This is a genomic window from Amycolatopsis sp. PSD-21, from assembly GCF_055561455.1.
Map to the genome: position 1 here is coordinate 5551172 of NZ_CM145712.1, position 19032 is coordinate 5570203.

General features: G+C 69.3%; 17 protein-coding genes. 9 read left to right on the forward strand and 8 right to left on the reverse strand.

Annotated features, from left to right (window positions below):
* Nucleotides 1-92 precede the first annotated feature (92 nt).
* Nucleotides 93-2669 (reverse strand): glycoside hydrolase family 3 protein, encoded by a 2577-nt coding sequence (locus ACZ1DY_RS25965; RefSeq protein ID WP_465485710.1) that lies wholly within the window; start codon nt 2667-2669, stop codon nt 93-95.
* Nucleotides 2670-2836: 167 nt separating this feature from the next.
* Nucleotides 2837-3052, reverse strand: coding sequence for a hypothetical protein (locus ACZ1DY_RS25970; RefSeq protein WP_465481155.1), 216 nt, complete (start codon nt 3050-3052; stop codon nt 2837-2839).
* A 141-nt stretch (nt 3053-3193) separates the two neighbouring features.
* On the opposite strand from ACZ1DY_RS25970, the gene ACZ1DY_RS25975 reads away from it, so the two are divergent.
* Nucleotides 3194-4000 (forward strand): NmrA family NAD(P)-binding protein, encoded by an 807-nt coding sequence (locus ACZ1DY_RS25975; RefSeq protein WP_465481156.1) that lies wholly within the window; start codon nt 3194-3196, stop codon nt 3998-4000.
* On the opposite strand, the gene ACZ1DY_RS25980 is transcribed toward ACZ1DY_RS25975, so the two are convergent.
* Entirely contained in the window at nt 3990-4940 is a 951-nt protein-coding gene (locus tag ACZ1DY_RS25980; RefSeq protein WP_465481157.1) for an AsnC family transcriptional regulator, read from the reverse strand. The genes ACZ1DY_RS25975 and ACZ1DY_RS25980 overlap by 11 nt on opposite strands.
* Before the next feature lie 67 nt (nt 4941-5007).
* Between ACZ1DY_RS25980 and ACZ1DY_RS25985 the strand changes: the two genes are divergently transcribed.
* Complete coding sequence (locus ACZ1DY_RS25985; protein ID WP_465481158.1) at nt 5008-6294, forward strand: MFS transporter; 1287 nt, start codon at nt 5008-5010, stop codon at nt 6292-6294.
* Between the two features lie 128 nt (nt 6295-6422).
* Here the strand turns inward: ACZ1DY_RS25985 and ACZ1DY_RS25990 are convergent, their stop codons facing one another.
* A complete protein-coding gene (locus tag ACZ1DY_RS25990) occupies nt 6423-6899 on the reverse strand; it encodes an RrF2 family transcriptional regulator (protein ID WP_257489955.1) in 477 nt (158 codons plus the stop codon).
* A gap of 114 nt (nt 6900-7013) precedes the next feature.
* Here ACZ1DY_RS25990 and ACZ1DY_RS25995 point away from each other — a divergent pair, with 114 nt between their 5' ends.
* Nucleotides 7014-7745: an SDR family oxidoreductase gene (locus tag ACZ1DY_RS25995; RefSeq protein WP_465481159.1), complete on the forward strand. Its 732-nt coding sequence runs from the start codon at nt 7014-7016 to the stop codon at nt 7743-7745.
* Nucleotides 7746-7814: 69 nt separating this feature from the next.
* Here the strand turns inward: ACZ1DY_RS25995 and glpD are convergent, their stop codons facing one another.
* The 3 genes from glpD to ACZ1DY_RS26010 all read right to left on the reverse strand — a co-directional run bounded on the left by glpD (nt 7815) and on the right by ACZ1DY_RS26010 (nt 11951).
* Nucleotides 7815-9527: a glycerol-3-phosphate dehydrogenase gene (gene glpD / locus ACZ1DY_RS26000; protein ID WP_465481160.1), complete on the reverse strand. Its 1713-nt coding sequence runs from the start codon at nt 9525-9527 to the stop codon at nt 7815-7817.
* A 5-nt stretch (nt 9528-9532) separates the two neighbouring features.
* Entirely contained in the window at nt 9533-11050 is a 1518-nt protein-coding gene (gene glpK, locus ACZ1DY_RS26005) for a glycerol kinase GlpK (protein WP_126734335.1), read from the reverse strand.
* A 79-nt stretch (nt 11051-11129) separates the two neighbouring features.
* Nucleotides 11130-11951 carry an MIP/aquaporin family protein gene (locus ACZ1DY_RS26010; RefSeq protein ID WP_016335196.1) on the reverse strand — a complete coding sequence of 274 codons (822 nt, stop codon included), beginning with the start codon at nt 11949-11951 and terminating at the stop codon, nt 11130-11132.
* Between the two features lie 151 nt (nt 11952-12102).
* Here ACZ1DY_RS26010 and ACZ1DY_RS26015 point away from each other — a divergent pair, with 151 nt between their 5' ends.
* From ACZ1DY_RS26015 to ACZ1DY_RS26025, 3 genes are all read left to right on the forward strand, one after another.
* Nucleotides 12103-12870 (forward strand): IclR family transcriptional regulator, encoded by a 768-nt coding sequence (locus ACZ1DY_RS26015; RefSeq protein ID WP_465481161.1) that lies wholly within the window; start codon nt 12103-12105, stop codon nt 12868-12870.
* Nucleotides 12871-12883: 13 nt separating this feature from the next.
* Nucleotides 12884-14836, forward strand: coding sequence for a glycerol kinase GlpK (glpK, locus tag ACZ1DY_RS26020; RefSeq protein ID WP_465481162.1), 1953 nt, complete (start codon nt 12884-12886; stop codon nt 14834-14836).
* A 159-nt stretch (nt 14837-14995) separates the two neighbouring features.
* The gene (locus ACZ1DY_RS26025) at nt 14996-15265 is read left to right on the forward strand and encodes a hypothetical protein (RefSeq protein ID WP_257486017.1); all 270 of its coding nucleotides are present in this window, start codon (nt 14996-14998) and stop codon (nt 15263-15265) included.
* 125 nt (nt 15266-15390) lie between these two features.
* Here ACZ1DY_RS26025 and ACZ1DY_RS26030 read toward each other — a convergent pair whose 3' ends face one another.
* On the reverse strand, nt 15391-16017 hold the full coding sequence (locus tag ACZ1DY_RS26030; RefSeq protein ID WP_465481163.1) for a helix-turn-helix domain-containing protein: 627 nt from the start codon (nt 16015-16017) through the stop codon (nt 15391-15393).
* A 343-nt stretch (nt 16018-16360) separates the two neighbouring features.
* Here ACZ1DY_RS26030 and ACZ1DY_RS26035 point away from each other — a divergent pair, with 343 nt between their 5' ends.
* The 3 genes from ACZ1DY_RS26035 (at nt 16361) to ACZ1DY_RS26045 (ending at nt 19020) form a co-directional block, all read left to right on the forward strand.
* A complete protein-coding gene (locus tag ACZ1DY_RS26035) occupies nt 16361-17224 on the forward strand; it encodes an alkaline phosphatase family protein (protein WP_126734340.1) in 864 nt (287 codons plus the stop codon).
* A 247-nt stretch (nt 17225-17471) separates the two neighbouring features.
* On the forward strand, nt 17472-18461 hold the full coding sequence (locus tag ACZ1DY_RS26040) for a TolB family protein (RefSeq protein WP_465481164.1): 990 nt from the start codon (nt 17472-17474) through the stop codon (nt 18459-18461).
* A 10-nt stretch (nt 18462-18471) separates the two neighbouring features.
* Nucleotides 18472-19020, forward strand: a complete 549-nt coding sequence (locus ACZ1DY_RS26045; protein WP_257486014.1) for a cysteine hydrolase family protein — start codon at nt 18472-18474, stop codon at nt 19018-19020.
* The last annotated feature ends 12 nt before the right edge of the window (nt 19021-19032 follow it).

The following is a 19032-nucleotide window of genomic DNA, read 5'->3' on the forward strand; positions in this document are numbered from 1 at the left end:
CGCTCCCCGAAGACGCGAAAGCCACTTTCGCAACCTCGAAGGTTGCGAAAGTGGCTTTCGCGTCACGCTGGGGCCGGAACCCGGCGTCGAGGTCAGCTCAGACTCGAGCAGGGCCTCGCATCAGGGTCCTGCGCTCCCTTGGGCACCCACCGCACGTTCGCGAACGAAGCGGAGAACTTGGCGTCCGTGTAAACCAGGAACGGCGTGTTGACGTTCTCCAGATCCAGCCCGTTGGCGAAGCACGACACCGGGATCTTCACCGTCGACTTCGGCGCTCCCGCCAGATCGGTGAACAGCTTGGTCGCGTTCACCTCGGAGAAGCACGGGTAGACGCAGTGCATGCTGATCACCGTCCGGCCGGCGGGCGCCTCGTGCACGATCGTGTCGAACTCCAGCGCCGCGTCGGCGTTGAGGTAGCCCCGCAGATCGTTGGTACCGGACGGGTTCTGGAAGTAGAGCTGCGCCGGCCCGGTGCCGGTCCAGGTCGACTTGAGCCCGTCCTGCTGCACGTTCACGTCCGACTGGACGACGTTGATCTCGGCGTGCGAAGCGGCGCCGTCGGGACCGATCTCGGTACCGCCCCAGTTCTCCGCCGAGCCGATGAAACCCTTGTACGGCGCGACATCGGTGCGGTTGAACACTTCGAGATCCTCGGTCGCCGTGCCGCCGCCACCGGTCGAGCCGCAGGTCACCGGCCCGGCCGTCTCGTCCAGCTGGCCGATGGTGACGCGCTGCCCGGTCTTGAGGCCATAACCGAGTTTGAACAGCGGGTCGTAGTCGGCCGAACCCGCGTTCAGCGGCGTCTGACACGCGCTCTTCGGCCACGAGTACGGCAGCGTGCCCTTGAAGCCACCCTTGAGCAGGACGTCGGCGACACCGCCGCCTTCGGTGCCGGGCAGCCAGGCCGCGACGAACGCGTCGGAGCGGTTGAGCTCCTTGTTCATGTACAGCGGGCGGCCGCCGACGTAGACGGTGACGACGGGAGCGCCCTTGCCACGGACCTTGTCCAGCACGGCCAGATCCTCGGGGTAGAGCTTCGAGGCCTCCAGCGTCTTGCGGGTCAGGTCGCCGACGCCTTCCGCGTACGGCGTCTCACCGATGACGGCGATGACGGCGTCGTAGCCCTTCGGGTCCGTGTCGCCCTTCTCGTCGAAGGTGACGTTGACGTCACCGAGCTGTTGCTTGAGCCCGGCGAGGATCGACGTCGCATTGGGGAAATCGGCGTTGGTGTTGCCGGTCCCCTGCCAGCTCAGCGTCCAGCCACCGGTCTGGTTCTGGATGCTGTCCGCGCTCTTGCCGACCACGAGGACCTTCGACTTCGGCTTCAGCGGCAGCACGTTGCCGTTGTTCTTCAGCAACGTCTGCGACGAACGGACGGCGTCGCGCGCCAGCCAGGTCTCCTTCAGCGCCTCGTCGGAGTTGGCGTAGGACCGGTCCGACGGCTTCTGCGACTCGTACAGCCCCGAACGCAGCTTGACGCGCAGGATCCGGGTCACCGCGTCGTCGATCCGCGAAAGCGGGATCCGGCCGTCCTCGACCTGGGCGACGGTGTTGGCGATGAACGCCTTCCAGTCGTTCGGCACCATCACGATGTCGATGCCGGCGTTGATCGCCTGCGGGCAGGAAGCGTTGGTGCAGCCGGGAACCTGGCCGATACCGTTCCAGTCGGACACGACGAGGCCGTCGAAGCCCATCTTGCCCTTGAGGATCTGGTTCAGCGCCTTGTCGCTGCCGTGCAGCTTGCCTTCGTCGATGCCGAGTTCGGTGTTGGTCCAGCTGTTGAACGACACCATCACGGTCTGGGAGCCCGCCGCGAGCGCGCCGTAGTAGCCCTGGCCGTGGACGTTGATCATCTCGGCTTCGGACGACGGATTGACGCCCTGGTCCTGGCCCTTGAGGGTGCCGCCGTCCCCGATGAAGTGCTTGGCGGTACCGATCACGCCGTTGTAGCCGATGCGTTTGGTCGAGCCGTCCTGGAGACCGTTGATCGCCTCGTAGCCGTAGGCCCGGGTGATCCGCGGGTCCTCGGAGAACCCTTCGTAGGTGCGGCCCCAGCGGTCGTCCTTCACGACGGCCAGCGTCGGCGCGAAGGCCCAGTCCTGGCCGGTGGCGCGGATCTGCCGGGCCGTCGCCGCGGAGATGTCGCGCACCAGGCACGGATCGTGCGCCGCGCCGAGACCGATGTTGTGCGGGAAGACCGTGGCGCCGTACACGTTGTTGTTGCCGTGCACGGCGTCGATACCCCAGATCACCGGGATCTTCGTCCGGCTGCCCTTCGCGGCGTCCCAGTAGGCGTCCGCGAGCTTGAGCCAGTCCTGCTGGGAGGCGTGCTTGTCCTTGTTCGGCCACGAACCGCCGCCGTTGAGGACCGAGCCGATCGAGTACTGCCGGACCTCGTCGGGGGTGATCGCGGCGATCTCGGGCTGCGTCATCTGCCCGACCTTCTCCTCCAGGGTCATCCCCGCGAGGATCCTGGCGATCCGCCGCTCGTCCCCGCCCTTGCCCTTGAACCGGCTTTCGACCTTCGGCCAGTCGGCGAGCGTCGGCAGGCTCTTCTCGATCCGGGCACAGCCGTCCCGGTCGAACGCGGGCTTCCCGATCACCGGTCGTTCGGCGGCGACGGCGGCGGGCGTGGCGACCACGGCCCCGCCGAGCAGCGTGAGACTCATCAAGGCGATCAGCGGACTTCGGCGCGCACGGGCACGTCTTGCCATGGTCTGGTCCATTCTGCGGAAGGCGGGGACCGGCCGATCCTCACCGGACCCGGCGGCCGCGTCAAGAGTTTCCGGCCGGTACGGCGAGTGTTAATTTTTGCCATGAACTAAGACTCGGCGAGTCACCCGGCCACGCGCCGCCGGTTCCGCCGCTTGGCGGTATACGGCAGCGCGAACAGGTAGAGACCGCTGAACATCAGCAGGAAGAGCGGCGGCAGTGGGGTGTAGAGCACCCACTCGGCCGGGTCGCCCAACGCGACGACCACGAAACACACGACGACGGTGGCGACGAAGACGAGCGACGTCCACCGGTGGAACGTCCGGATCCGCTTGCTCACGGGAACCTCCTGGAGTCGTTTTGCCCGTGGCGAAGACGCTAGGGATCCCGTGGACCTCGACGCTTCTCGATTCCTGACCGGTCCGCTTGACCTCCACATTACTTGAGCTTTTAGCGTCACGGGAAACGAAGGGAATCACTCATGACCGTCTTGGTAACCGGCGCCACCGGGAACACCGGCCGCCACGTCGTCGCCGAACTCGTCCGCCGCGGGGAACGCGTCCGGGCACTCAGCAGGAACCCCGCCGCGGCGCGGCTTCCGGCAGGCGTCGAACTCGTGGAAGGCACGCACACCGCACCGGAAACGCTGAACGACGCCCTCGACGGCGTCACCCGGCTGCACATCACCGTGACGGCGGGACTCGCCGACGTCGGCGCCGATCTGGTCAAACGTGCCGTGGACGCGGGTGTCCGGCGCATGACCGTCGTCTGGGGCGGCTACGTCGGGCCGACGGAACAGGCCATGGCCGAGTCCGGCGTCGAGTGGACGCGGCTGGAGCCACAGGAGTTCATGTCCAACGCCCTGACCTGGGTCGACTCCGTCCGCGCCGACGGCGTGGTCCGTGAGCCGTTCGATCTCCCGAGCGCGGTCGTGCACGAGGGCGACATCGGCGCCGTGGCCGCCACCGCGCTCGTGGAGGACGGGCATTCGGGCAAGGTCTACAACCTCACCGGCCCGGAAGCGCTGACCACGAGCGAACGGATCGCGATCCTCGGCTCCGGCGTCGGCCGCGACATCGCGCTGGAGCGGATCACGCGGCAGCAGGCGATCGACCGGCTGCTGGCCGAGGGCGTCTCGGTCGCGGACGCCGAGTACGTCGTCGGCTGGCACAGCGATCCGCCGGTGGAGGCGCGCACCGTCGTCGACACGATCGAGAAGGTGACCGGACGCCCTGCCCGCACCTTCGCGCAGTGGGTCGCCGAGCACGCCGACCGGTTCAAGGCGTGAGCGGTCCGACCGCCTTCACGATCTCCAGCACCGGCGCGGTGTGCACCGTGTGGATCGCGCGCAGCGCGCCGAGCCGGTGCGTGAGGTAGTGGTGTAGCGCGGCGGGATAGGGGCACAGCGCCTGCGCGGCCAGGTTGGTGGGCCCGGTGGTGGCGACGACGACGGCGAGCTCCTCGTGAGTGGCCAGCGTCGTCGCCACCTCGTCGAGATCGGCCGGCGCGACGGCCATCCACAGGAACGCCTGCGTGGTCACGCCGTACAGGGCCGCGCTGATCTCGACGTCGAAGAAGAGCGCGCCCCGGGCGCGCAGATCCGCCAGGCGGCGGGCCGCGGTCGCCGGGGCCAGCCCCGCCGCCGCGGCGAGATCCGCGATGCTCGCCCGCCCGTCGTGCCGGAGGGCGGCGATCAGTGCGTGGTCCGCCGCCGCCAGAGGGCTGTCGCCGGCGGCGGATTCCGCCGGCCGCAACGCCTCCTGTTGATCCTCCGTCAGCGCGGCGACCCGCCCGCGCCACGCCGTCGGGCCGCCGAGGTAGGTGTGCAGGATGAAATGCGCGGACACCGCCGTAACGCTCGCGGTGCGCGGGATGTCGTGTAGCAGCATGGCGCTCTGCTCGTGTCGCGGTGTGTGCGCGATCGTCACGATCTCCGTGCCGCCCGAGGTGAGCTTGACCCAGGATGTGTCCGGCCGCTTCGCCAGCGAACGGGCGAGCGTCCGCGCGGTGGCCGGCTGCGCGCTGAGCCGCACCAGCCACTGCGTCAGGCCCGTCCGGTCGGGATCGGGCAGGCCGACGACACGCAATCCGGATTCGGCGCGGAGCCGCTGGTAGCGCCGGGCGACGGTCTGGGTCGAGACACCGAGCACCGCCCCGATCCGGCTGAACGGCGCACGCGCGTCGATCTGCAGGGCGTGGATCAAAGCGCGGTCGATGTCGTCGAGCATGGAAAATTTCGTCCATCCGGTCCGGGATTCATGGAACAGACGTCATCTTCACCGCACGCTCTCGATCATGCAACTGACCAAGACCCGATCGATTCCGCTCGCCACGCTGCTCGCGGCGGAGGCGATGAACGTGCTGGACGCGACGATCACCCAGGTCGCCGGTCCGGCGATCCACGCGGATCTCGGCGGCCCCACCTCCGCCATCCAATGGTTCGGCGCCGCGTACACGCTCCCTTTCGCGGTACTCCTGATCACCGGCGGAAGGCTCGGTGACCTGCTGGGCCGCCGACGCGTGTTCCTGTGCGGCGTCGCCGTGTTCGCCCTGGCCTCGTTGTGCTGCGCGCTCGCGCCGGGCACCGGCGTGCTGATCGGCGCGCGAGCCGTGCAGGGCATGGCGGCGGCGCTGGTGATCCCGCAGACCTTCGGCTTGATCAAGGCCTTGTTCTCCGGTCCGGCGCTGGCGGCGGCGCTGGGCTGGAACGGGCCGGTGGTCGGCCTGTCCGCCGTGAGCGGGCCGCTGCTGGGCGCCCTGCTGACGGATCTGGTCTCGTGGCGGGCGGCGTTCCTGGTGAACGTGCCGATCTCGATCGTGGTGCTCGTGGCCGGAAGGCTGCTGCCGGAAGACCGCGCCGGGCATCCGGTCCGGCTGGACGTGCCCGGCACCTTGCTCGCCTCGCTCGGCATCGGACTTCTGGTGTACCCGCTGATCGACCGGTGGAGCTGGAGTCTCTTCGCCACCGGCGCCGCCGTGCTGGTGCTGTTCGGATTCCACCAGCGGAACCGGCGTCATCCCCTGGTAGAGCCGAGCCTATTCGCACACCGCGGTTTCCCCGCGGCGCTGGCGGCGTCGACGCTGTTCTTCGCCGTGATGAACGGGGTGATGCTCGTGGTGGTCCTGCACCAGCAGCTCGATGAGGGTCTCGGCGTGCTCGCGTCCGGGCTGACGCTACTGCCATGGTCGGGCGGGCTGGCGGTTTCTTCTTGGGTGGCGGGCAAATGGCTCGTGCCCCGGTACGGATCGCGTGTCGCCTTTTCCGGTCTGGCACTGTTGCTCGCGGGAATTCTGCTGGCCATGACCGGTCCGCTGCCGCTCGCGCTCGGGATCGGCGGACTGGGCCTGGGACTGTTCACGGTGCCGTTCTTCACCGCGGCGCTGTCCGTCGTCCGTCCACATGAGACCGGATCGGCGGCGGGGCTGCTGAACGCGGTGCAGCAGGTGGGCGCGACGCTGGGCATCGCGGTGCTCGGCACCGTCTTCCTGCACGGTCATTCCATGGTGCGGGCGTTCTCGCTCGCGGCGGCACTGGTGGTGGCGACCATGGTCGCGACCGCGCTGATGCCCCGGACTCCCTGAGACGCCGGAGCCGGTGCGGCGTCGCTGTCACGTGTCGCGAAAGCCACTTTCGCGACGTCTGGTGTCCCGAAAGTGGCTTTCGCGACACGGCCGCTGGCGGCGTCAGACCCCGTCCGAGTTCTCCCTCGCTACCCCTCGGCGGACTTGAACCACGCGCCGATCCCGGCGAGCGCGCCCGGGCCGTAGTCGCCCCGGACGTCGTCGGCCAGATCCGCGATGGAGACCCCGCGCAACGCCGCCCGCCACTGGACTTCGGCGTTCGCCATCGCGCGGCTGATGGCGCACGGCGTCGCGCACGCCTCGGGCGGCGTCGCCATCGGGCCGCGCTGCCGGATCTCGGTGCAGACGAAGGCCGGGCCAGGGCCGTCGATGGCCTCGACGACGTCGAGCACGGTGATCTCCGAAGGCGGCCGGGTGAGGACGTATCCCCCGGCCTTCCCCTGCACCGACCGGATGAGGCCGGCCCGGGAAAGCGCCTGGAGCTGCTTCGCGAGGTAGCTCGGCGAGACGTCGTGCAGCTGGGCCAGGCGCGCGGCGGGCGCGGGTTCGTCGACCGAGGTCAGCACGACACAGCAGTGCAGTGCCCACTCGACCCCACCGGACATCTTCACCCGGATGACTCTAACCCGCCTCTTGACTCGGACACAATGTATCCGAGTATTATCTCGGACATGAGTTGTCCGGGTTAACCGGACGGCACCGGCGAAGGGCACTGGGTCATGAAATTCGCGATCATCGGCGGGACCGGGCTGATCGGTTCGCAGGTCGTGCGCAAGCTGAACGAGGCGGGGCACGAGGCCGTGCCGCATTCGCCGTCCACCGGGGTCGACCTGCTCACCGGCCAGGGGCTGGACAGCGCGCTCGACGGCGCCGACGTGGTCGTCAACCTCACGAACTCGCCGACCTTCGACGACGCCTCCCCCTCGTTCTTCCGGACGTCGATGGACAATCTCGTCGCGGCCGCGAAGAAGGCGGGCACCGGGCACTTCGTGATCCTGTCGATCGTCGGCGTCGACCAGGTGCCCGACCTCGACTACTACCGGGCGAAGACGCTGCAGGAGGACATCCTCAAGGAGAGCGGCGTCCCCTACTCGATCGTCCGCGCCACCCAGTTCATGGAGTTCGTCGGCGCGGTCCTGTCCTGGACCTCCGACGAGACCGCGGTCCGCCTGCCCACCACCCCGATCCAGCCGATCGCCGCGGCGGACGTCGCCGCCGCCGTTTCCGAGGTGTCGGCCGGGAAGCCGCTGAACGGAACCCTCGACGTCGGCGGCCCGGACGTCTACCCGCTGGACGAGCTGGGCCGGATCACGTTGTCCGCCAAGGGAGACACGCGTCCGGTGACCGTCGACGAGACGGCGGGCATGTTCGCCGCCGTCAAGGGCGACGTCCTCACCACGAAGGACGGCGCCCGCATCGCCGGGACCCGCTACCTCGACTGGCTGAAGTAACGGCACAGCGCGTGAAGGCCCCCTTCCCTCGGCTCAGTCGAGGGAAGGGGGCCTTCACGCGCTTCGGGATCAGCTCGGCAGCAGCGCCGGAGCAGCGAGACGGCTGGCGTTGGCCGCTTCGTCGTCCGGTTGGGCCTGCGCGGAACGCTCCGCCTCGACCCGCGCGAGGTAATTGGCGACCTCGCGCTCCTGCTTGTGCGAGTCCCAGCCCAGCAGCGGCGCCATCAGTTCCGCCACCACCGGCGCCGCCGTCACACCGCGGTCCCGCTCCTCGATGGAGATCCGGGTGCGCCGCGTCAGGACGTCCTCCAGGTGCAGCGCGCCTTCGTGCGAGACCGCGTAGACGACCTCCGCCTTCAGGTATTCCGCGGTTCCAGGGATCGCTTCGCCCAGTTCGGGACGTTCCGAGATCGACTCCAGGATGTCCTCGATCGCGGTGCCGTAGCGCTGGAGCAGGTGCTCGATACGGGCGATGGGCAGCCCCGTGCGCTGCACCAGCGAGTGCCGCGAGCCCCACAGCTCGTGGTAACCCGTCGCGCCGACGATCGGCAGCCGCTCGGTCCACGACGACGGCGCGGGACGGCCGAGGTCCTCCACCGCCACGTCGACCGCGTCGGCCGCCATCACGCGGTACGTCGTGTACTTGCCGCCGGCCACGATCACCAGACCCGGCACCGGATGCGCCACGGCGTGCTCCCGCGACAGCTTCGTCGTCGACGTCGCCTTCGCGGCCAGCAGTGGCCGAAGCCCCGCGTAGACACCTTCGATGTCGTCCGCGGTGATCGGCGTGCGCAGGACCGCGTTGAGGTGATCGAGCACGTAGTCGACGTCCGCCTGGCTGGCCGCCGGGTGTTCGCGGTCGAGGTCCCATTCGGTGTCGGTGGTGCCGACGATCCAGTGCCGTCCCCACGGGATGACGAACAGGACGCTCTTCTCGGTGCGCAGGATCAGCCCGGTGTCCAGGTCGATCTTCTCGCGCGGCACCACGAGGTGGATGCCCTTCGACGCGCGCACGGTGAACGGCGCGGGGATGCCCGCCGCTTCGGCCATGTCGTCGCTCCAGACGCCGGTGGCCGCGACGACCGTCTTCGCCCGGACCTCGATCTCCGCGCCGCTCTCGCGGTCGACGACCTTGGCGCCGACGACGCGTTCGCCGTCGCGGATCAGCGACGTGACCCGGGCGCGGGTGAGGACGGAGGCGCCCTGCTCGGCCGCGGTCCGCGCGATGGTCATCGTGTGGCGCGCGTCGTCGACCTGCGCGTCGTAGTACTGGATGGCGCCGATCAGGGCGTCGTCCGCGAGGCCGGGAGCGACCTTGCCCGCGCCGCGCTTGGACAGATGCCGGTGCCGCGGCAGGGCCCGCGCTCCACCGAGGGTGTCGTAGAGCGTGACCCCCGCGCCGATGTAGCCGCGTTCCCAGACGCGGTGCTTGAGCGGCACGAGGAACTTCACCGGCCGGACCAGATGCGGCGCCAGCGTCTGCAGCAGCAGGCTCCGCTCCTTCAGCGCCTCACGGACCAGCTTGAAGTCCAGGTTCTCCAGGTAACGCAGCCCGCCGTGGATCAGTTTGGACGATCGGCTGGACGTGCCCGCGGCGAAGTCACGGGCCTCGACGAGCGCGACGGAGAGCCCGCGCGACGCCGCGTCGAGCGCGACGCCGGCACCGGTCACTCCCCCGCCGACGACGAGGACGTCGATCTCCTCGCGAGCGAGCTTGCGCAGCGTCTCGGCACGGTAGACCGGGGAAAGCGGTACGGGTGTCACTCTGTTCCTCCTGTTCATCGGGCTCACTCGACCTCGACCCAGTCGAGCGTGCGGCCGACGGCCTTCTGCCAGCCCGCGTAGCCCTCGGCGCGCTGTTCGTCCGTCCACGACGGCTCCCAGCGCTTGTCCTCGTTCCAGTTCTGTTCCAGCTCGTCGGTGTTCTTCCAGAACCCGACGGCGAGCCCGGCCGCGTAGGCGGCACCGAGCGCGGTGGTCTCCGCGACGACCGGCTTCGACACCGGCACACCGAGGATGTCCGCCTGGAGCTGCATGCAGAGTTCGTTCGCCGTCACGCCACCGTCCACACGCAACACGTCGAGCGTGACGCCCGAGTCGTTCTGCATGGCCTCGACGACGTCGCGGGTCTGGTAGCAGATCGCTTCGAGGGTCGCCCGCGCCAGATGCGCGTTGGTGGTGGCGCGCGTGAGGCCGACGATCGCCCCGCGCGCGTCGGATCGCCAGTACGGCGCGAAAAGCCCGGAGAACGCGGGGACGAAGTAGACGCCGCCGTTGTCCTCGACCTGGCGCGCGAGGCTCTCGCTCTGGGACGCGCCGCTGATGATGCCCAGCTGATCGCGCAGCCACTGGACGGCGGAGCCCGTGACGGCGATCGAACCTTCCAGCGCGTACACCGGCTTCTCGTCGCCGAACTGGTAGGCCAGCGTCGTGAGCAGGCCGTGCTTCGAGCGCACGACCTCGTGCCCGGTGTTGAGCAGCAGGAAGTTGCCGGTGCCGTAGGTGTTCTTGGCCTCGCCGGGGCGGAAGCACACCTGGCCGACGGTGGCCGCCTGCTGGTCGCCGAGCACGCCGGTGATGGCGACCTCGCCGCCGAGCGGGCCGTCCGCGCGGGTGACGCCGAAACGGCCGTTGTTCGAAGACGGCGCGATCGACGGCAGCATCTGCTTGGGGACGCCGAAGAACGACAGCAGTTCGTCGTCCCACTCCAGCGTTTCCAGATCCATGAGCATGGTGCGCGACGCGTTCGTCGGGTCCGTCACGTGAACGCCGCCGTCGGGCCCGCCGGTGAGGTTCCAGATGAGCCAGGTGTCGGTGGTGCCGAAGAGCGCGTCACCCTTTTCGGCGTCCTCGCGGACGCCCTCGACGTTCTCCAGGATCCACTGGAGCTTGCCGCCGGAGAAGTAGGTGGCGGGCGGCAGACCGGCCTTCCGCCGGATGACGTCGCCCTTGCCCTCGCGTTCGAGCGCCGACGCGATCCGGTCGGTGCGGGTGTCCTGCCACACGATGGCGTTGCAGTACGGGCGCCCGGTGCGGCGGTTCCACACGACGGTGGTCTCACGCTGGTTGGTGATACCGAGCGACGCGAGGTCGGCGGCGGTCAGCTTCGCCTTGTTGAGCGCGGTGGCGATGACCGAACGGGTCCGCTCCCAGATCTCGGTGGCGTCGTGCTCGACCCAGCCCGGCTTGGGGAGGATCTGCTCGTGCTCGAGCTGATGGCGGGCGATCTCGTTGCCGCCGTGGTCGAAGATCATGAAGCGCGTGCTGGTGGTGCCCTGGTCGACGGCGCCGATGTAGTCAGGCATGATTTCCCTCTCTTCCGGGGGTCCGGGGGCGGAGCCCTCCGGGCGGGTTCGGGGTTGCACCCCGAAGGACGGAGTCTCCTTAGGAAACGCGCTCGATGTCCTTGGCGGGCAAGGCTTCCGGCGCCGGTTCGGCGGGCAGGTAACGCTCGATGAAGAACTTGTAGATCGCACCGCCGATGACCGCGCCGATGACCGGCGCCACGATCGGGATCCACCAGTACGGATAGCCGTATTGGTCGGTGAACGCGGTGTCGTAACCGGTGAGCCAGGACATCAGCCGCGGGCCGAAGTCGCGGGCGGGGTTGATCGCGTAGCCGGCGTTGGTGCCCCAGGCCATGCCGATCGCGACCACCAGGAAGCCGACGACGACCGGGGCGAGGTTCGCGGCGGGCGCGGTGTTGCGGAGGTCGGTGATGGCGAAGATCACCAGCGCGAGGATCGCGGTCCCGATGATCTGGTCGCGGAACGCGCCCCAGTCACCCACCGGCAGGGTTCCGTTACCCGGAAGGGTGGAGAAGACACCCTGGGTCTTGATCGTCAGGCCGGGGTCGGCGGCGTTGAGCACCTCGGTGTAGTTCCAGCGCACCAGCAGCGCGCCCAGGAACGCGCCGGCGGTCTGCGCCAGGGCGTACGGGGCGACCTTGCGCCACGAGAAGCCCTTGAACACCGCGAGCGCCACCGTGATGGCGGGGTTCAGGTGGGCGCCGCTGATCCGTGAAGCCACGTAGATACCGAGCGTGACACCGATGCCCCAGGCCCACGCGATGCTGTCGTGGTCCCCGATGCCCGCGGCGACGACTTGAGCCACCACCCCGCAGCCGAACAGGATGAGGATCATCGTCCCGACGAACTCCGCCGCCAGTTCGCCCGCCAGTCCGCGAGCCTTGAGGTTTCGCACCATTGCTTCCTCCACAAAGGACACCGTTGCCCTGTTGAGGCCGAAGTTAAGTTCGCGGAAACACGGGGTCAACGGACGCCGGTCGGCATTGTCGAACGGCCGAAGACGATGTTCGACATTGTCGAATCAGGGCCGGTCGGGCTACGGTTGAGCCGTGCCCGGTCCGATCCAGTCCATCGAGCGCGCCGCCGCGATCCTGCGGTTGCTGGCGCGCGGTTCGGGGCGTCTGGGGGTCGGCGAGATCGCCGATTCCCTCGAACTCGCCAAGGGAACGGCGCACGGGATCCTGCGCACCCTGCAAGGGGTCGGCTTTGTCGAACAAGACCGCGACACCGGGAAATACCAACTGGGCGCGGCACTGCTGCACCTCGGCACGAGCTATCTCGACGTCAACGAGCTCCGGTCGCGCGCGATCAACTGGGCCGACGCGCTGGCCGCGCGCAGCGGTGAGGCCGTCCGGATCGGCGCGCCACTGGAAGGCCGGGTCCTGGTGGTGCACCACGTTTTCCGCCCCGACGACAGCCTGCAGACCCTCGACGTCGGGACGCTTCTGCCGTTGCACGCGACCGCGCTCGGGAAAGTGCTTCTGGCCTACGACACCGGTCTCGTGGCATCGTTGCGCACCGGCGAGCCGGAGGCCTACACGCGCCGGACCCTGGTCACCCAGACCGCCATCAAACGCGCCTGCGGCAAGGTGCGCGAGGCGGGCTGGGCGTGCGAGAACGGCGAGATGATCACCGGCGAGGCCGGGATAGCGGCGCCGATCCGCGGCCACGGCGGCATCGTGGTCGGCGCGATCGGGGTGTCCGGCGCGACGGAACGGATCTGTGAAGCCGACGGCAGCCCGATCCCCCGGCTGCTCGGCCAGGTACGCGACGCGGCACGGGCGGTCTCCCGCGATCTCGGCGCGTCCCGATGGTGATGGAGGTGCTCGCGTGGTCCAGCGCTACGTGATGTCGATCGACCAGGGCACCACCTCGACGCGGTGCATCCTGTTCGACGCGCGCGGCAGGCTGGTGTCGGTCGCGCAGCGCGAACACCAGCAGCACTTCCCCCGGCCGGGGTGGGTCGAGCACGACGCGACGGAGATCTGGCGCAACGTCGGCCGGATCGTGCCGCAGGCGCTGGCCGACGCCGGCGTCGAACCGGCGCAGGTGGTCGGCCTCGGCATCGCGAACCAGCGCGAGACGACGGTGCTGTGGGACCGGCACACCGGCAACCCGGTCGGGCGCGCGATCGTCTGGCAGGACACCCGCACCGACGCGATACTCGAACAGCTCGCCCGGGAGCCGGGCGCCGACCGCGTCCGGCGGCTGTGCGGGCTGCCGCTGGCGACGTACTTCTCCGCTCCCCGGATCCGCTGGATGCTGGAAAGGACTCCTGGCCTGCGGGAACGCGCCGAGCGCGGCGACGTGCTGTTCGGGACGGTCGAGAGCTGGCTGATCTGGAACCTGACCGGCGGGCCCGACGGCGGCGTCCACGTCACCGACGTCACCAACGCCTCGCGCACCATGCTGATGAACCTGCGGACGCTGTCCTGGGACGACGAGCTGCTGGAGTTCTTCGACGTCCCGCGCGCGATGCTGCCGGAGATCCGCCCGTCGACCGAGGTGTACGGGACGACCTCGCGCGTGGTGCCGGGGATCCGGATCGCGGCCGCGCTCGGCGATCAGCAGGCGGCGCTGTTCGGCCAGACCTGCTTCGCGCCCGGCGAGGCGAAGTGCACGTACGGAACCGGCAGCTTCCTGCTGCTCAACACCGGCCCGACGCCTGTGCTTTCGACCCACGGCATGCTGACCACCGTCGGGTTCAAGATCGGCGACGAGCCCGCCGTCTACGCCCTCGAAGGGTCGATCGCCGTCACCGGGTCGCTGGTGCAATGGTTCCGCGACGGGCTCGAACTGATCGGCAGCGCGCCCGAGATCGAGACACTGGCGCGGACGGTCGAGGACAACGGCGGCTGCTACATCGTGCCCGCCTTCTCCGGCCTGTTCGCGCCGCACTGGCACAGCGAGGCACGCGGCGTGATCGCCGGGCTGACGTCGTACATCACCAAGGGGCATCTCGCCAGGGCCGTCCTGGAGGCGACGGGCTGGCAGACCCGCGAGGTCGTCGACGCGATGAACGCCGATTCGGGGCTCGCGCTCTCGACGCTCAAGGTGGACGGCGGGATGACCGCCGACAACCTGCTGATGCAGTTCGTCGCCGACGTCCTCGACGTGCCGGTGGTGCGCCCGATGGTCGCCGAGACGGTCTCGCTGGGCGCGGCGTACGCGGCCGGGTTGTCGGTCGGGTACTGGCCGGACCTGGAGGGCCTGCGGCGGAACTGGCACCGCGCCGGACAATGGCTGCCGACGATGGACCCGGCCCGCCGCGACAGCGAGTATTCGCACTGGCGCCAGGCCGTGGAACTGACGTTCGGCTGGATGCGCCCGGGCCCGACCGCCGCTCCCCCGGGCTCCGACCTGGTCGAGGTCGTCCTGGCCGACCACCGCCGGATCGAACAGCTGTTCCGGGACCTCCGCAACGACGAGGCCGATCGCCCGACACTGATCGCCGAGCTCTCGGCGGCGCTGGTCGCCCACGCCACCGCGACCGAACGGATCATCCGTCCCGATGCGAGCGACCGCGGGCTCGCGGACGAGCTGCTGGCCGTACTGGAAGCCACCGATCCCGAGAAAGCGTTGGCGGTACTGGAGAACTCGGTGGACGCGCATATCCGCGCCGAGGAACGCGGGTTGCTGAACGAACTGCGGCGCACGCTGTCCACTTCGGACCGAACGGGCCTCGGCCGGGCGTTCGTGGCCGAACGGCAGCGGCAGCTGGACCTCGACTGCGGCTCCGCCGCGCACGTCCGCAAGCAGGGTTCCCGGCTACGGCTTTCGTGACGTGCTAGCCTGTCGCCGTGCGCCGCTTCACCCGACTCGTAGTCAAGCGCGCCGGCTGAACCAGGTCGCCGGCGCGCAATCCGGCGACCCCTCGATACGGGGCATCTCCCGGGACCTGGCCCTCCATGGCCTGTACTTTTCCCGCCCTTGGAGTCCACGATGTCCGCTGTCTCGTTCCAGATCCCCGCACCCCGCTCGTCCATGCTGGTCCGCCGCCGGATCGCGACCTACTTCGTCGGTGGCGTCGAGCAGATCCCCGGCCTGGTCGAGGCGCTCGGCTGCCTGGTCCACGACCTGTCCGTCGACGTCCGCGACGGCGTCCGTGAAAGCACCATGACCTGCGCCGTCCTGATCGACGCCGATGAGGTCGAGCCGCTGCTGGAGAGGCTGCGGGAGCTGTCGTCGGTCGTCTCCTCGGAACTGGTCTGACCCGAAACTCGTAACTCGCGTGATCAGAGGCGTAACTCGCGTGATCGAAGGCGTATCTCACGAGTTACGCCTCCAATCACGCGAGACCGGCGTCAAGCCCCGTATGCCGAAGTCGCGGCACGGTGTCACCGCCGACCTGGCTCCCCGTCTGCGAAAGTGACCTCGGCCGTGTTCTCCACGATCACTCTGAAAGCGCTTACAAGAAGCTCGGCGAAACAGGCCCCGGAAGCCGCCGACACACCGCCGGTCTGGGCTTTGAGCGCGGCCAGCTGCTCGCCCGCCAGCGGCGCGACCCGGTCCATGAACTGTCCGAGGAACCGCAGGGCCGCGGCGGGCGGGACCCCGGCTCCGGCGAGCTCCGCCACCGCGCGCGAGACCGACGGGCGCACGACGGCCGGCGTCCCCGCGTCGTCCCGCCCGAGCACGCCGTGCCGCTCCAGGCAGCGGACGAGGGCGGGCTGGTCACGGGCGATGTCGGCCATCGCCGTGTCCAGCCCGTCGGCGCGGTCCACTGTGGTCGTTCCGAGCATCGCGGCGATGGACACCAGGTTGAAGCCCTGTTTCTGCAGCATCGTGATCCGCCGGAGGCGCCGCAGGTGGGTCGGCCCGTAGTAGGCGGTCCTGCCGTGCCGCACCGGTGGGGCGAGCAGGCCCCTCGTCTGATGGGCCCGGATATTGCGCGCCGACATGCCGACGATCGTGGAGAGTTCTTCGATCGTGTATCCGGCCGGTCTCGGCAAAAAGGGCTTCACGCCGATCAGCTTAACAATGGTCGGATGAGTGCACCATGAAGCCGCGGCAATGGCGCCGCCACTGTCAACCGGCTGAATCAGCGAGTTGCCATAAGTTGATCGGTTCGCGCGCCCGGGCACAAGGCGAACGCCTGGTTTACATGGTTTCGTGCCAAGTAATGCCGGTTTTGGGGCATTCCGCGCCCATCGGCTGCTCCAGTCAGGCGATCTTGATGGGCCGCCGACTTCCCTGCCGTTTAAATGCACCTGAGACATCTGATGTCTCGACTCTGTCGACGCCTGCGGAGCGCCGCTGAACCCGACGGCCGGTCGTCAAAGTTTCAACTTGTTTCAGGAGGTTTCAATGTTCTGGAAACGGATCGCGGTCGCGGCCGTTGCCGCGACCGGGCTGGCCACGGCGCTGGTGGTGTCCCATCAGGACACTCCCGCCGCCGCGGTGGAGCCCGCCGCGGCGGCGGTGCCCAAGTTCGACCACATCGTCCTCGTGATGTTCGAAAACAAGGACTACAAGGAGATCAGCGGCAGCTCGAAGGCGCCCTACTTCAACCAGCTCGCCGCACAGGGAGCCAAGTTCACCAAGGCCTACGGGACGACACACCCGAGCCAGCCGAACTACATCGCCCAGTTCGCGGGCTCGACGCACGGGGTCGACAGCAACAAATGCCAGGATCTCGGGAACAAGGAGAACCTCGCTTCCCAGCTGGCGGGAATCGGCAAGAAGTTCGTCGGCTATGCCGAAAGCATGCCATCCGACGGCTACACCGGCTGCACGAAGGGAAAATACGCGCGCAAGCACAACAGCTGGGTCAGCTTCAGCAATGTGCCGTCGTCGGCGAACAAACGGTTCTCGGCGTTCCCGAGCGACTTCACCAAGCTGCCGGACGTCGCTTTCGTGACCCCGGACCTGTGCAGCGACATGCACGACTGCCCGGTCGACACCGGTGACAAATGGCTGAAGAAGAACCTCGACGCCTACGCCCAGTGGGCCAAGACGCACAACAGCCTGCTGATCGTCAATTTCGACGAGGACAGCGGGACGTCGGTGAACCAGATCTTCACCACGTTCGTCGGTGCCAACGTGAAACCGGGCAGCTACAGCGAATCGATCAACCACTACTCGATCCTCCGCACGATCGAGGCGGCGTTCGGCCTGCCGGGCATCGGCAACGCGGCGAACAAGCCGCCGATCACGAACGTCTGGCGGTGACCGGGTGAACCCCGCGGGCGTGTCCACTGTGGACGCGCCCGCGGGGCCTTGTCGGGCGCGGAAAGCTCCCCGCCCCGAGGTCCCGGCGACGGTGTCGCGAAAGCCACTTTCGGGACGTCTGATGTCCCGAAAGTGGCTTTCGCGACACGTCTCGACCAGGGGGCACGTCACGAACTCGTCAGCGTCGCACCCGGACTCGCCTCACCCCACAACAGTTCTTCGGGCTCCTCCGCAGGAAGGCACGACCGTGAACACCCGCACCCGCGTCCTGATCGCCGTCACCGGAACCCTCGCGCTGGCCGCGGCCGCCGTGCTCTACGTCGGGGCGGCGGGCGCGCGCAACCAAGGCGCCGCCTCGGCGGGTACCAGCGACGCCGTCATCCTCGAAGGCCCTCGATTGCTGTTCCGCAGCACCGCCGACGCCGACCGCGGGCACGTGTCCAGTGTCAGCGCGACCGACCCCGGCGGGCCACGCGCGGTGTCGACCGTGACCTGCAGCCGGGTCCACGCCGCGGGCGGCACCGCGATCTGCCTGCGGCCGGAAACCGGGCTGACCACCTACCAGCTGGCCGTGCTCGACCGCCGTCTCGCGGTGACCCAGGAGATCCCGCTGGTCGGGGTGCCCAACCGGGCGCGGGTCTCGGCCGACGGGCAGCGGCTGGCGTGGACGGTGTTCGTCACCGGCGACTCCTACAACGGCGGCCGGTTCTCCACCCGCGCCGGCACCCTCGACCTCACCACCGGTGAGGTCGAGGGCACGCTGGAGGACTTCGCCGTGACCGTGGACGGCAAGCCGTACCAGGCGGCCGACGTCAACTTCTGGGGCGTCACCTTCACCCGGCAGCCGAACCGGTTCTACGCCACCATGTCGACCGGCTCGCACCGGTATCTCGTCGAAGGCGACTCGAAGGCCCGCACCGTGCGGACGGTGCGGGACAACGTCGAATGCCCGTCCCTCTCCCCCGACGAGACCCGCGTCGCCTACAAGTCCGCCATCGACGGCGACCCCGCGAAGGGCTGGCGGGTCTCGGTGCTCGACCTCTCCAGCGGCACGGTGACCCCGCTGGCCGAGACCCGGAGCGTCGACGACCAGCCGGCCTGGCTCGACGGCCGCACCGTCGCCTACGCCCTCCCCCGCACGCAAGGACACTCCGATGTCTGGGCCGTCCCCGCCGACGGGACCGGCTCGCCCCGGCTGCTCATCCCGGAGGCGGAGTCGCCCGCCGCGCTGCCCTAGGCTGCCGCGTATGAGGGCCGCGCTGCTGATCGTCGACATGCAGGAAATGCTCGTTCCCCTGGTCTGGCGCGGTGAGGAGCTGGCGGCCCGGATCGCCGGTCTCGCCCGGCGGGCCCGTGAGAACGGCGTCCCGGTGATCGCGCTGCGGCAGATCGGCGCTCCCGGCACCGACTTCGATCCCGCGTCGCCGGGCACCCGGGTCAGCGCGCTGCTCGGTCTCGAACCGGTCGACGTCGTGGTCGACAAAACGGCGACGGACTCCTTCTACCGCACCGGCCTGGCCGGTCTGCTGGCCGACCGGGGCGTCGACACCGTCGTGCTGACCGGGCTGGCCACCGACTACTGCGTCGACGCGACCGCCCGGTCCGCGCAGAGCCACGGGCTGGACGTCGTGCTGGTCGCCGACGGCCACGCGCCGTCCGCCGACGGCGACCCCACCACGGGCCTGACGGCCGAACAGGTCATCGCCCGGCACAACCTGCTCCTGAGCACGGCGATCCACCCCGGCGGACGGGTGCGCGTGGTGCCGTCGGCGAAGGTCGGGTTCACCGGCTCGTAGGATCGGCCCGCC